This is a genomic window from Colwellia sp. E150_009, from assembly GCF_053543955.1.
On the sequence record NZ_JBHFOM010000010.1, the window covers coordinates 17,127 to 31,717 of the forward strand.

10 protein-coding genes are annotated in these 14,591 nt (G+C 37.0%); 4 read left to right on the forward strand and 6 right to left on the reverse strand.

Annotated features, from left to right (window positions below):
• Window positions 1–36: 36 nt before the first annotated feature.
• Window positions 37–1,299, forward strand: coding sequence for a rhamnogalacturonan acetylesterase (locus tag ACE1OF_RS06635; protein WP_448893471.1), 1,263 nt, complete (start codon window positions 37–39; stop codon window positions 1,297–1,299).
• Window positions 1,300–1,511: 212 nt separating this feature from the next.
• Here the strand turns inward: ACE1OF_RS06635 and ACE1OF_RS06640 are convergent, their stop codons facing one another.
• The 4 genes from ACE1OF_RS06640 to ACE1OF_RS06655 all read right to left on the reverse strand — a co-directional run bounded on the left by ACE1OF_RS06640 (window position 1,512) and on the right by ACE1OF_RS06655 (window position 8,841).
• Entirely contained in the window at window positions 1,512–2,888 is a 1,377-nt protein-coding gene (locus ACE1OF_RS06640) for an oligogalacturonate lyase family protein (RefSeq protein WP_448893472.1), read from the reverse strand.
• A gap of 2 nt (window positions 2,889–2,890) precedes the next feature.
• Window positions 2,891–4,471 (reverse strand): MFS transporter, encoded by a 1,581-nt coding sequence (locus ACE1OF_RS06645; RefSeq protein ID WP_448893474.1) that lies wholly within the window; start codon window positions 4,469–4,471, stop codon window positions 2,891–2,893.
• Window positions 4,472–4,630: 159 nt separating this feature from the next.
• Window positions 4,631–5,737, reverse strand: coding sequence for a beta-galactosidase BglB (bglB, locus tag ACE1OF_RS06650; RefSeq protein WP_448893476.1), 1,107 nt, complete (start codon window positions 5,735–5,737; stop codon window positions 4,631–4,633).
• A gap of 395 nt (window positions 5,738–6,132) precedes the next feature.
• Window positions 6,133–8,841, reverse strand: a complete 2,709-nt coding sequence (locus tag ACE1OF_RS06655) for an exo-rhamnogalacturonan lyase family protein (protein WP_448893477.1) — start codon at window positions 8,839–8,841, stop codon at window positions 6,133–6,135.
• 165 nt (window positions 8,842–9,006) lie between these two features.
• On the opposite strand from ACE1OF_RS06655, the gene ACE1OF_RS06660 reads away from it, so the two are divergent.
• The 3 genes from ACE1OF_RS06660 (at window position 9,007) to kduI (ending at window position 11,683) form a co-directional block, all read left to right on the forward strand.
• Window positions 9,007–9,747 (forward strand): DUF1961 family protein, encoded by a 741-nt coding sequence (locus ACE1OF_RS06660; protein ID WP_448893478.1) that lies wholly within the window; start codon window positions 9,007–9,009, stop codon window positions 9,745–9,747.
• Between the two features lie 249 nt (window positions 9,748–9,996).
• Window positions 9,997–10,761, forward strand: coding sequence for an SDR family oxidoreductase (locus tag ACE1OF_RS06665; RefSeq protein ID WP_448893479.1), 765 nt, complete (start codon window positions 9,997–9,999; stop codon window positions 10,759–10,761).
• Between the two features lie 79 nt (window positions 10,762–10,840).
• Window positions 10,841–11,683 carry a 5-dehydro-4-deoxy-D-glucuronate isomerase gene (gene kduI / locus ACE1OF_RS06670; RefSeq protein WP_448893480.1) on the forward strand — a complete coding sequence of 281 codons (843 nt, stop codon included), beginning with the start codon at window positions 10,841–10,843 and terminating at the stop codon, window positions 11,681–11,683.
• Window positions 11,684–11,849: 166 nt separating this feature from the next.
• Here the strand turns inward: kduI and rhaM are convergent, their stop codons facing one another.
• A complete protein-coding gene (rhaM, locus tag ACE1OF_RS06675; protein WP_448893481.1) occupies window positions 11,850–12,164 on the reverse strand; it encodes an L-rhamnose mutarotase in 315 nt (104 codons plus the stop codon).
• 239 nt (window positions 12,165–12,403) lie between these two features.
• The gene (locus ACE1OF_RS06680; protein ID WP_448893482.1) at window positions 12,404–14,551 is read right to left on the reverse strand and encodes a beta-galactosidase; all 2,148 of its coding nucleotides are present in this window, start codon (window positions 14,549–14,551) and stop codon (window positions 12,404–12,406) included.
• Between the last annotated feature and the right edge of the window lie 40 nt (window positions 14,552–14,591).

Below are 14,591 nucleotides of genomic sequence, written 5' to 3' on the forward strand. Positions count from 1 at the left end.
ATTAATCGCCGAAAAAACAATAACAATAGGCAAATTATGTTTAGATCATTTGAAAAAATAAAATTCTCAACCAGTTTATTAATAACCAGTTTATTAATGCCTGTAACTAGCGTAATTGCAGAGAATCATTCCATGCTAACATTTAATTTTAACGACAAGCCACAATTACACACCCAGCAATATAACGATGAAAACGGCTTTGGTGTTGATAACTTCAAAAATAGCACCGAAAATGCCTTCTCAGTTAAAATGGATGAAGGCGACTACCAAGTTACGGTGACAGTAAAAGGTAAAAAAAGTAACAACACGTTTTTGATTTTCAGTGAAGACCGACGCGTAATGACCCCAATTTCAACAATTAATAACAATGAAATTCAACAGTTCTCATTTTATGTTAATGTTAAAAACACTTTATTAACGCAATCTGAACATGACAACTCAAACACACCTCGTGTTCGTATTCGTGGTGATGAATATGTTTCTCGTAATTGGGATAATAAGCTAACTATCGCGTTATCGAATCAATCAGTACAATTTAACAATATCCAGATAGAGTCCGTCAACGTTGCTAAAATATTATTAGCAGGTGACTCTACCGTTACCGATCAAACATCGAGTGACTATGCTAGTTGGGGGCAATTTTTACCAGCACTGATCAGCAATCGATTGATTGTTAATCATGCCCGTAGTGGTGAAACCTTAAAGTCATTTATTACGTCATTACGTTGGGATAAAACCCTCAGTCATACCAATGCTGGCGATATTGTATTGATTCAATTTGCTCATAATGATGAGAAAAAGCAATGGCCAAGAACTTATGCAGCCGCCAATGGTGCTTATCCTGAATATTTACGTGCATTTATTGCTGATGTTCGTCAAAAAGGCGCTTATCCTGTACTGGTCACCCCCGTTGCTCGCCGTATTTATGATAAAAAAGGCCAATTAGTGAATACCCATGCTGGCTATGATCAAGCAGTGCGTAACATTGCTCAAGCAAAAAAAGTTCCTGTTATTGATTTAACTGCGCAAACAAGCCAGTTATATCAAGCATTAAGTAAAATCAACGTACCTAAAATCTTTGCCAATCAAGGCAAAGATAAAACTCATCATAACCATTTAGGTGCTTTCTTAATTGCCAATATGGTTGCTAATAATTTACAAGTGATTTATCCCGCGTTAACCAAGTTAGTAGATACTGATGTTAACTTATTAAACCCTAACGTAACAAACGCAGCACTTTTTAATCAAGCTTTATGGCCAGATATGCGCCATATAAAAGTCGCTATTTCAGGAAACTAATTAACTACTTTTATTATTAATAATAAAAATCATCAAAATTGTATTTAATGCGAGATCCAACATCCACAGCAAATAAACAACCTAGACTCAATGATATAAGTTGTTAAATTTCACTTTAGTCGTACTAAATTAAAACATAATAAAATAAATTACACCTAGAGCAGTTAAGCTCTAATACCTAATTTAACTAGCACTGACATAATGCTTGCCTCTTATCGCATTAACTCAACCGCATAAACATGAACTGGACCATGCATATTCGAGCGAAATACTAACCATTTACCGTCAGGAGTAAATGTAATGTTTGGCTCTAAACGATAATCATGATTTTTCATATTCACCAATTTATGTGACTTTAAAACAGCAGGCTTAATTAAGTCTTTAGCATTACGAGCATGAATACCAGCAACATCTTTAACGGGCTCAGATTCAAATAAGTAAATCCATTTACCATTGTTGGCTTTAGCCACCATTTCACTATCACCCCCATCACCAGCAAACCATTTGCCGTCACGAGAAACGTTAAAATGTACTGACCATTCGTCGCGTTCCATATGACGCCATACACGTTCGCCAGTTTCAAGATTATAACTGGCTAACCAGAAATCTTCTCCGCGTGGTGTTTGTAAGTCATAAAAAATATGCTTACCATCAAAGCCAAAGAATTCATGCCCAGCAATTTCCATATTCATCATCCGCTGATGAATTTTTTTCGGTGTTTTACCATGAATATTCGTTAACCAAATACGATCCACTTTATGCCATGGGCCTTCATGTGAATACATTACTTGCTCAGGATCATTTGGTGAAAACTGAATATGATTCAACCAGTCGGTTGATTTCATAATTGTTTTTTGTTCACCTGTTTGAATATTAACAGTAAACATTTGCATTGGAATACGGGCTTCTAATCGTTCATCCATGCGTACTTCTTTAGCATCAGCAAAACTTAACGGATTACCGTCAGCATCTTTCGCTTCATAGCGTGCTTCAAAGCGTTTATCCCGCGGCCCAGTTTCTAAACTATGAGCTTTTTCAGCAAAAGCACCAATTAATAAAGTTTCATTATTATTGATTGAATGTATTTTTCCTCTGGGTACTGTAGCAACTTCGCGCATCACACCAGTATCAATGTTAACAGCTAGCACCTTAGTTGGGGTTTGTAGTTCATTTTGTGGGTGAACTACTTGACCATTGATCGATGGAATATGAGTTAAATAAACCTCACGTCCTTTTGGACCCATAAATAAAATACCGATATTGGGGTCTTCATATAATCTTTTAACGGTTAATGTATTTAAGTCAACAACCGCAACACCACGTGGGTTATCAACGGAAATAACCATTTTATCGCCACTAGCAGCATAAGAGTTTTGATGAAAATACAATGAACGTGAACTGGCTTCTTCTGATAGTCGAACCACTTTATGACCCGTATCAGCATCAATCCAAGCTTTCGGGATAACTTGGTTTTGTTCATTGGTTATTTTATTTAATGTATCACTGTTAGCTGAATCAGTAACACTGACACAGCTAGATAAAAGAACCGATAAAAACAAGCTTGATACGTAATATTTATTAAACCTCATACTTAAGCTTCACCTGTCGGTTGAGTGGAAAGAATTGGTTCTTTTACTTTTAGGCCTAATTCATTATTACCCCAAAGCTTATCATAATCCCAACCAGTTAAATCTTGAATCAATGCTTTGTTCTCAGCACTTGAAGGTTCACGTTCACCATTTTTAAAACGAGCAATTTCACTCATTAATACCTTATGCGTATCAGTATTTAAATGAAATTTAGTTGACACCCAATAACCAAACATCAATACCAAAATAGGCCCTGCAGTCATGATCATCACGATTGATTGCATCACTTCGTCACTTTGAATTTTTTGGCCTTTAACTAAACCTCCAATTTCTAATGCTGCACCAACCGTAAATATAGCACTGGCTTGTGTCGCTTTACGAATAAAAGTCATAACACCAGCAAAACTGCCTTCTCGTCGTTGACCCGTTACAATTTGGTCAACATCTGCCATGTAGTTGTATGTATTCCAAGGGATATAATTTAATATTCCGCGACCAATACCTGCAAAGATTAACGATAAAGCTAACCAGCTAATTTTAGCTGTTTGACTTTCTGGAGCAAAGTAATAAAACATCGCTAAACCAACAATACCAACAATATAAGAAACAACTGCAAAACGATAAGTTAGTGCAGGAAAAAATTTTGGTAATAAGGCAACACAGGCGAATACAGCACCTACAGCGAGCGTTTGAACACCAAAAATAGAGGCCATTAAATAAGACGTTAAACTTAATGGATCAAGCGATGAGTCAGCAAGTAAAGCGCCAAGTGCAAACACAGCAAAGTAGGTAAATGCTGCATTAAATACATCTTGGCTAATATAACCACCAAGATACATACCTAAATGTAAACGGAATGCACGAATTTTAAATGTGGAACCTAAACCTTGGTAAAGTTTTACAAAAATTTCACCAATAGAGAATTTATTAGCCATTTGAACGGCTAACTCTTCCTCAGATTTTTTTCGTTCCCATGTATTAAAATATACGATTGCCACTACAATCATAAAAGCAACAGAGAATATGCCCCCCATATATAAAAAAGTATCGGGTGAATCTGCGCCACCTAAAACAGCCACTATCCAAGCGGGTAAAATAGTTGCTGCAATTGCCGATAAGTGTCCAACTAAAATACGGGCACCCGCAAACATCCCTTTTTTACGAAAATCATCAGTCATTTCTGCTGCTAATGTTTCATAAGGTATTAATACAGAGGCATATACTAATTCAAAGAAAATATAAGTAAATAAATAGTATAAGAAGTGTTGATCACTCACCCACATTAAACCAAAGCTTGGTAATAACGGAATAGCAATTAATAAGAAAACACCTCGACGACCAAATCGTCGACCCAAGCGAGTAGAGTCAGCATGATCAGATAAATAACCAATGAGCGGACTAGCTACAGCATCAAGAATACGTGCTGAAGCAAAGATAATACCAGCTTGTAAAGGCCCTAAGTTACAGTAAGTTGTATAGAAAAATAACACCCAAGTACTGATCACAGCCATTGAACCAGCACCAAGTACATCTCCCAGACCATAAGCAGTATAATTTAATAAACCAATTTTACGCTCTTTCATTTAAAGCCTCTTTATTATCTTAATTCGTTATTTTTTATTATTTATGTACAGTTTTATTTTTATAATTTTCGCTTTGACTTATACAAAAAATGGTTATTTAGCCATTGTTATGCCAGCTGACATAACCAAAGCTAAATAACCATTGAGACTGAGTCAAAATTAAATATAACGATTCATATATTCAATTAACGCTAATATCGCCATTGATTGACCATATGGCATCGATGTTAACGGAATATCACGATAACCTTGTAAATCATCAAAGACTGGCGTACCAAAAGATACTTGCTGTAGCTCGCCTTTATCATCAATTTTTTCTAAAACCGCTTTAATGGCTTTAATCGCATATTGTTCATAACTGTTATCGATATAACCTTTACGCACCGCTTTTAAAATACCGTAAGCAAAGCCTGCTGCTGCTGACGCTTCAAGATATGAATCAGGATCATCTAACAAGGTATGCCATAAACCATCTTCATGCTGTGTTTTCACAAGAGCTTTTACTTGAGACTCAAGCGTTTCAATTAAAAACATGCGAGTTGCGTCTTTTTCATCTAGGTCTAATAATTCAATAAACTCAGGAATAGCAATCGTAACCCAACAGTTACCACGTGCCCATAACGCATCAGCAAAGTTGTGATGACCGTCAAACGTCCAACCGTGGAACCATAAACCAGTTTTACGATCTGTTAAATATTTGATATGTAACATAAACTGACGCTTAGCTTCTTCAACATAATGAGGGCGATCAAGCAATAAACCAATTTTAGCTAATGGCAGTACACTCATCATAAGTGTATCGTCCCATAACTGTTGGTAATTAAAAGAGTTGAATACTTCGTGTTGAATACCCATTTCATCCGTACGTGGCATGTCACGCATGATCCACTCAGCCCAAGTATCTAAATAAGGTAAATAGCTACGATCGCCAGTACGCTCTTGCATATAAGCTAGTGTTAAAAATGGTGATACCGTATTTACATTTTTCGTTGGTGTACCTTCAGCAAAACGATCATGAAACCACTTTTCAATAATTTCTTTGGCAACATCATCACCAGTAATGTCCCAATACTTTAATAAACCGTAAAGGCCAATACCGTGAGTCCATTCCCAGTCATTCCAGCCTTTAGTATCAATTACGCGACCATCATCTAATTTTAATAAGAATTCACCAGTATCATCGGTGATATTCACAAGGTTATCGATAAGTTTGTCGATATTGTTGCGAATGGTTGAATAAGCTATATCGTGGGCAATAGCAGGCATTTTTTATCCTTTTTTAAATAAGTTACAAACGTTTAAAAACTACTAAGGCAATTAAGCAATAGTAAAACATTATTAGGGTTTACTAAGTTACAGCCTTAACAAAAATAAATGTACGCTTTATTAAACCTTAATAGGTAATAAATAGTTCCCTCAACGAGTCGTGACAACTGAGGGCATTTTTCACCTTAGCGACTAATTATCTAATAGTTCTAGGTGGTATTTTTTCTGATTTAAAAATCATTCGGTTTTACGCTTACTTAAGCAATTATTATTAAGCAACCAATCTATCAACTACAGGCTTAATCGAAGTGTTCAATACTCTATGACAAAATGAACACAAATGCAATATAATGATTGATTTTGAGCGAATACCACAATTAAACCATAAATAGGCCTTAATCTAATGCGTCACCTACCAACGCTAAATTTTGAATAGCAGCTAAGCCCCACTGTGCAGCATCATTAGTTGAAAGCCAACTCGCTTCGTCAATAGGATTTAATACCGCTGGCCCTGTAATCAATTGAGTACCAATAGATCTTTTACCTCCCCACTCTTTGCTAAATTCTTGCCATGCACGTTTAGCTAAGTCATGATCATCAACTTGCTTAGCAACATATGCCGTTAAGCGAGAATGAGCAACAGTTAAGCTATTATTACGAAATGACACTCCTAACTCTGCTTGTTGCTCCGCTTTACTGGCACTGTAAAAACGACCATAACGTAGCCATGCAGCTTTGAATTCAGGCACATCAATTAATTGATTAAGTTCCGCACAAATCTCAATTAATCCAAAAACTGAATTTAAGTGTGAAATAGTTGGTTTAGCTTCTGGGTAAGGTAATAAAGTTTTTGTTCTAGGCTCATAACCAAATGCACCAGCAAAAAAACCATTTGGATGAGCGCCAATCACTTTCATGGCATTTTCTAGATAGTGTTTATATTGTTTATTACCCGTTCTTTCCCATGCAGTTAACCAATTAGCAGCAGCTGAGCCGAAATCGGTTCCAACGCCCATAGTCGATTTACCTGGTAGAGGATTAACCCGCGCTACTTTTCGAGTTGCATTTAATGAAGCCAATGCTTCATCAGCATTAGCAACTTCACTTAGCACGTCACCAGTACGTTCATCTGCTGTTAAATAATAATGAAAACGACGATAAGCAGCAGTACTAATGCGTAATTGTTTAGCACTACAACCCCAATGTTGCACATTATGACGAGAGCCAAAGCCTTTATATTTTCCTGCATGATAAATATCCACATCTCTATTATGCCGTGTCATATTTTCAGCTAAACGGAAAGTATTGGCGTCACCCGTTCTTAAAAAAGATAACCATAACCATAAATCAGGTGATAATTCAGAGTTGTCCCAAGCATAACCTCCTATATCGTAACGCCAAACATGACGGTCCGCATCATAGGTGTGCATAATATCGCCATAATTCCAAAAACCGTACCAGTGATGTTGGTCAACTTGCTGACGATAAAACTCTACCTGCCAAGCAAGACGCTTTTCTATTTCACGTTTTTTCGGTGTCGAACGATCAGGTAAACTAAATAGAGACGCAAATACTCCTGATGCTAAAAAGTCTTCTGGTGCAGCAATCACCTGCGGTGGTTTACGAATAATATCGGCAAGTTGGACAATTTCTTCTCTTGTGGGGGTTTTATCTAATACATTTAAAGAAATATCGGTAGTACGTGCAACCCCATAGGCACTGCCCATACCTGGTTCATAATCTTCATAGGTTATATTAAGTGCATCTAATTGTTGATCATACGTTTCTTGCCCTAAACCGTCATGGTAAAAACGTACGTCCATTACTGGCGCTTCTGGTGACCAAAACCATAAGGTGGCTTCAGATAAAGGCTGGCCAGCATCACGAATATCGACTTGTACAGGGTGCAATTGCCAAAAATCACGCATACCAAATAAAATGCCCCCCGAAACGCCACCTAAATACGTTACACCACTTGCTCGATGACCTTGGTCAGAATCAATCCATGCATGGCCAGCTTTAGTACGTTTTTTAATGCTAAAGCCATTCGCTGATAACTGCAATAAACTAAAGTCATTCCAAACAGGGATCCAATGCATGCGACTACTGACTCGCTCGTCCCAAGTATTCAAAGGGGGGGTCGCAATTCCTGCAATTTGAGCATCTTTAACTGCTTGGCCAGGATCTCGACGAAGACCAGTAATGCCTTGTGGTGATTCCCCCCATAAACCATGATTTTCCCCCACTATACGAACATGGCGATTATATAATTCATCGTTTTGTACAACATTGAAACGCAGCCCTAAACCTTTAATAAAATCAGTTTGATCATCGCCATCATAAATAAAAGTATGACTAATTTTAATATTTGAGTCATCCGCATAAAATGTTAAGCGTAGCGTAAAAGGTAACCATTCTCGCTGTGATGAAGTCTGATGGGTTCCTTCAATTCTTATAACCGCTTTAATAGGGCCTTTTTGCTCAATAGTTAACTTTTTTAACTTTGATTTAAATTGCTCAATATTGGCAGGATTTTCAGGTTCACTTTCCGCTCTATCTTGGCGTAAACCGACCAGCCTCGCATTTTTTGCGATTGTTTTACCATTACGCGATAAACGTTCAATAATATGCTGGCCAGTTTTTAATAGAGTACAATTAATAACACCAGTATCAACCGTTATCTGCTCATCAGTATCAATCACAATAACAGACTTCTTGGCTGTACTAGGTTGACCTTTCTCTACTTTAAATTGCTCACCTAAATTAACATTAGCGGGAACAGCATGCGCTGTCCATTTTATTGAACCGTCAGGCCAATAAGCAGTTGGCCAACTCTGCATCGGAATATTTTTTCCTGTTTGACTAGTTAACCTTAACGCTTGCTTAGCATTTAAAATACCTTGTGCCCAAGGTTGCCCCCACGTTGTACCAAGAGAAATTTCAGGATTTTGTTTTTCTAACCAAGACAAATAACCAGATTGACGGGGCACTATCGCTGGAATTGTTATTCCTGGGCTTTTTGCTTGTGCTGTATTAACAAGTGATGTTCCTAATGGAATTGATGCTATCATTGCACTTTTTTTAATAAAATCACGTCTGTTCATATTACCCCTGCTTTTTAATCATTTGTTTTTAAAGAATTTAATAAATTTACTGTGTTTGCCTTCCCTCTCATTTATGTTCAAGACATAAGAGAGAAGGAAGTATAGTATTTAGATGATATTTACCTTACAATCATAATCAGTCAAAATCAATCTCAAAGTTACTCTATGTTAAATCCTTCTATAAAAACACTTATTTTAACTAGCAGCTTATTACTTTCAAACCTTGCTCTAGGCACTATTCATAAAGGAAAGCTGATCTATCAAAGCCAATTATCAACGCCTGATAGTGTCAACAACTGGAAAATGGAAGGTCCTGGCAAAATCACCTTTAACAACGGTTGGTTGCAAATGTATTCACCTAATGAAGAAATGCACCATGTCTTTTGGTGTCCAATAGAATTTCCAAATAGTTTTATTGCAGAATGGGAAGTGCAAAATTTAAAGTTTGATGCTGGTCTAGTGATTGTCTTTTTTGCCGCGCAAGGCATCGCAGGCGAAAATATTTTTTCAAATAACTTAACCAAACGCGATGGTACTTTTGATCAATATACCTTAGGCGATATTAATAGTTATCATATTTCTTATTACACCAACGCAGCTCATAATCCGAATAGAGGCCACGCAAACTTGCGTAAAAATAATACTTTCACCTTATTACAGCAAGGTAAAGAAGGTATTCCTACTTTGTCACAACAGCCACACAAAGTACGCTTAGTTAAAAACAACAACCATATAGTCATGTTTATCGATGAACGAAAGATTATTGATTATAAAGATAATACCCCAGTGATAGAAAAAGTTGACACTGGTAAAGCGTTGAGCGGCGGAAAAATAGGTTTTCGCCAAATGAAATGGACAAAATTTCAATACCGAAACTTTAAAACATGGCAATTAAAAGAAGAATAAATGTAATACTAACTTGTATCGAATATAAAATGTGCTGAATAATTCTAAATTTAATCAACTTGTTATCTAAGCTACTAACATTAATTCCTCTATACGGTACCACATTTACATTGTTATTTTATGAAAGTAACCGAAATGCAGGAATTAGTAACATTTAAATTTAATGATTACTATTGAAGTATAATGATTGCATATGATTTAACATTAGGTATGATAAGCTCGAATACTTGAAAATTAAAGGAAAACATTATGATATTAGAGCGATTTAAACTTAATGGGAAAAAAGCACTAGTGACAGGCGCTAGTAGAGGTCTAGGCCAAGCCATTGCTATTGGCTTGGCACAAGCTGGAGCTTATGTAATTTGTAGCAGCAGTCGAGAAAATGGTTGTAGTGAAACAGTTAAAGAAATACAGAGCAATGGTGGAACAGCAATTGACATCCAAGCAAACCTTGGAGATGAAAAAAGTATTAACAACCTTACGACTAAAATACTAAGTAATGAGCGCATAATCGATATTCTTGTTAACGTGGGAGGTACTATTTTTAGAAGCCCAGCTGTTGAATATCCATATAACGAATGGCAAAACGTCATGAAAGTAAATCTTGATGCTAGTTTTTTATTGGCGCAAGCTTTTGCGCCTCAAATGATAGCACAAAAAAGTGGTAAAATTATTAATATAGCATCAATGTTATCTTTCACTGGCGGAATGACAGTTCCTGCCTACACAGCAAGTAAACATGCTATTGCAGGTTTAACCAAGGCCCTTGCAAACGAGTGGGCACACCATAATATACAAGTAAACGCCATTGCTCCTGGATATTTTCGCACAGACAATACTCAAGCGTTGCAAGATGACAAAACACGCAATTCTGAAATTGAAAAACGCATTCCAGCAGGTGCTTGGGGAGAAGCCTCTGACTTACAAGGCGCCGCTGTATATTTAGCATCACAAGCAAGTAACTACACAAATGGTCATATTTTAGCTGTAGATGGTGGCTGGTTAGCGCGTTAAATCACATGGTCTCCCCTAAAAATACAGCCCATAATTAAAGATAAAATCATTTAAAAATATAGAATATAGAGAGTTAACTATGACAACTGAATTTGAAAATCGTTATGCCGTAGGGCCTAATGAAGTAAAGAGCTTTAATACATCACAATTGAGAAACGAATTTCTTATTGAAAACTTAATGCAAAATGACAAAATTTCTTGGGTTTATTCCCACTATGAACGCTTCATGACTGGGGGAGCCGTTCCGATAAATAACCCCCTAACATTAGAAACCGTTGAAGCATTAAAAGCTGATTCATTTTTAAACAACCGTGAGTTAGGTATTATTAATGTTGGTCAAGCGGGGACAGTAACTACCGACGAAGAAACTTTCGAACTAGGGCATAAGGATGCACTATATTTGGGTAAGGGAACCAAGAATGTTATTTTTAAAAGTGTCGATAGCTCAAATCCCGCTCGTTTTTACCTAAATTCTACACCTGCTCACGCAAAACATCCTAATAAGTTAGTTACCTTAGCAGGTGCCAACACATTACATATGGGTAGTATAGAAACATCAAACGAACGTGATATTAACCAAATGTTGATTAATAGTGTTGTCGATACTTGTCAATTACAAATGGGCTTAACTGAATTAAAAACAGGTAGTGTTTGGAATACTATGCCTGCACACCAACACGATAGGCGTAATGAAGTTTATTTTTATTTTGAAATACCTGAAGAACAAGCAGTGTGCCATTTTATGGGAGAGCCCCAAGAAACTCGCCATATCTGGGTTCATAATGAACAAGCAGTAATATCACCACCTTGGTCAATTCACTCAGGCTCAGGAACACAAAACTATAGCTTTATTTGGGGAATGGCTGGTGAAAACCTTGATTATAATGATATGGATAAATATCAGCCAAGCGAACTGAGATAGCTTCATTAAATCATAGCACTAACTAATAATACAGTGCCGTTAAACCTAAACTATTTGTTTTTTAGTAAATAAAATCCAATGACTACAATCATTGGATTTTTTCAAGTAGGCTAGCAGAATCAATAATGCTAGGTAGTTTATAACTATACAGTAAACTTAAAAATGATTAAGCTAAATGAAACACCTTTGTTAATGGGGTCACTACAGGGCTGTTATCAGGGTTACTTTGCATGATATCTCCCATATACTCCCACCACTGTTGCATGACTTGGGTAAGTGGTAAATCGTCCATTGTATGATCAGGTTTGCGCCATAAAACAGCAAATAGTTGTAATGTTTCAGGATGTAAGAATATTGAATAGTCTTCAATTCCTGCTTTAATTAATTCACCAACTAACTCTGGCCAAATTTCATCATGACGTTTTTCATATTCGGTTTCACAACCAGCGTTCAATTGCATAACAAAAGCTATTTTTTCCATAATTATTTCCAATCTAAGAATGTGTTAGGGACTATTGAACATCGACTAAGTATTCAATAGTCCTGATAGTTTTACCATTAATCTCACTAACTATGTGATCATTTCTACTTACTAAAATCCCCCACCACATCGTTATTTATTTAATAATTAGAACAAGTAGTTATTGAAATAAACCACCTTATCCTTGGCAATTTTTCTACGTATAAAATAGATCACTTAATTAATAAAACTGGTACTAACTAAATGTTAAGGTAAATGGCTCGCCACTCATAAGGTGACAAATTTAAGCTATGGTCTTCAATAACTCGATTATTCCTAGCATCAACAGCACCTTTGGGTAAAATCAGTTGCCCACCTTGCCCGTCCATATTAATAGCAACCCAAAATTTATCCCCTTGCTCATTTATTCTTGGCGCAACAATAGTGCCTTTAGTTACTTGATAACGCTCTGTAACTCCCGCTTTGTCCGCATAATGCGAAATCATTGTAGATAAAAATTCATCAGCTTTATCACCAAAAGGTTGAACACCTAAAATCACAACACGACCTTTACCAATATTACGTTCGGTAATAAAAGCATTATCTTTGGCTACGCCTGAATCAATGCTACCAATAACCTTAGTACCTACTTTTGCAGTCATTGCAGCACACCAACCACTTAACTCAGTTGTAATACCAAAGGCCGTGCCTTGCGCCCCCGTATGTGTTAACGGCACAACAAATTTTGTTTCTACGCCAGCTAATTTATCTAGTAACCCTAACCCTGCTGTTGTGGGTACATTATGCTCTTTACCGCGTGTTCCAGTAACAGGCCCAGCTATCCATGTGCCGCCTTGCTCAACAAAAGCTAATGCTCGTGTAATAAATTCAGCACTAACATAAGGCATAGCTGGTGTTATTAATACTTTTAAACCGTCGAGTTCGGCATTTTCAAAGCGTACTTCGCGGTGATAGCCTAAATTCATTAATTTAGCATGCCACATTTCAATAACGCCACGATAACGTTTAGGAAAATCTTTCCGTTTATCAAGCTCCTCAGTTTCAATCATGGCGCGCGCATGATCTGAATAAGTTACCGCAATTTCAGGCGTTAAAACTTGAGTATTAATAAGTATGGGTTCAAGCTTTTTTCGTTCTACATTGAGTTTTTTAACTTCGTTGTAACCAATGCTGGGGGTATTCCAAGCACTCATTACCGCACTATGTGCTAATTCGGCACCAGTACGTTGCTGACGCCATAACCAATAACAAAAAGCTTCGCCGCCTAAAGAATATGCTAATATTGCTTCAGCGTTTAAAAAACTTGGTGAATGTGGTGGTTGATGATTACCCAACCAACCATTATGAGAAACACTGGTTTCCATTAACCAAAAGGCGCGCCCAGGAATTGCGGCTCGGTACAAGTCAGAACGAAACACTAGTGCTTGCCATTGTTGATCTGTTGGATAAGCATCGTATGAAGCAAAGTCTAATGCTTGCATTGAGCGTTCGTGATGAATGTTAAATGCAGGGTTATCGTTATGGGTTATAGGACAAACAGAATGTCGACAAATAACATCACGTTGTGCTTTCATAAAGTCAGCAACACTTTCTCGGCAAAACATTTTATAAGCGGTACTTAGCGAGGCACTATGTAAAAATGGTGTTTTTACTGGTGCGGGTACTTGATCAAACTTTTGATAGTGTTGGCTCCATATTTTTGTGCCCCACGCCATGTTAAGCCTTTTAATGGTACCAAAACGTTGTTTTAACCACTGGTGCCAATTGTTTACTGCCGCATCGCTAAAATCTTCCGCAACATGGGCTTTCATTTCATTATCTAACTGCCAAGCGATTAATGCAGGGTGCCCACCTAGTTCTTTAGCCATGGCATTAATAATAGTAAAACTGGCTTTGCGTACATCAGGATGTTCGTAACTTGCATGTTGACGTGCACCATGACTCATTATTTCACCATCAGCATTTTTGTGGCAACGTTCAGGATGATTATGAGTTAACCAAATAGGCGGGGTTGCTGTGGGGGTACATAAAATAACATCAATATTAGCTTGATGCATTTTATCCATCACCATTTTAAATAAGTTAAGGTCAATTTTGCCTTCATTTGATTCCATGGTTGCCCAAGCAAACTCGGCCATGCGAACTACATTAATGCCTACCTTTTTCATCTCAATAATATCTTGGTCAATGTTTTCAAGTGGCCAAAGTTCAGGATAATAGGCAACACCGTGATACAGTTTTTTTACGCGATATTTTTTGTTGCGTATGGGTTTATTAGCAATAGTTTGATCTGTTTGATTGGAAGATAATAAACCTGAACACCCCGCTAAGCCTACACTAACTCCAGCCCCAGCTATTTTAATAGCATTACGACGTGTGAATTTCATATATTCTCCAGATAGTATATTTATTGAGGCTTTAACCTAC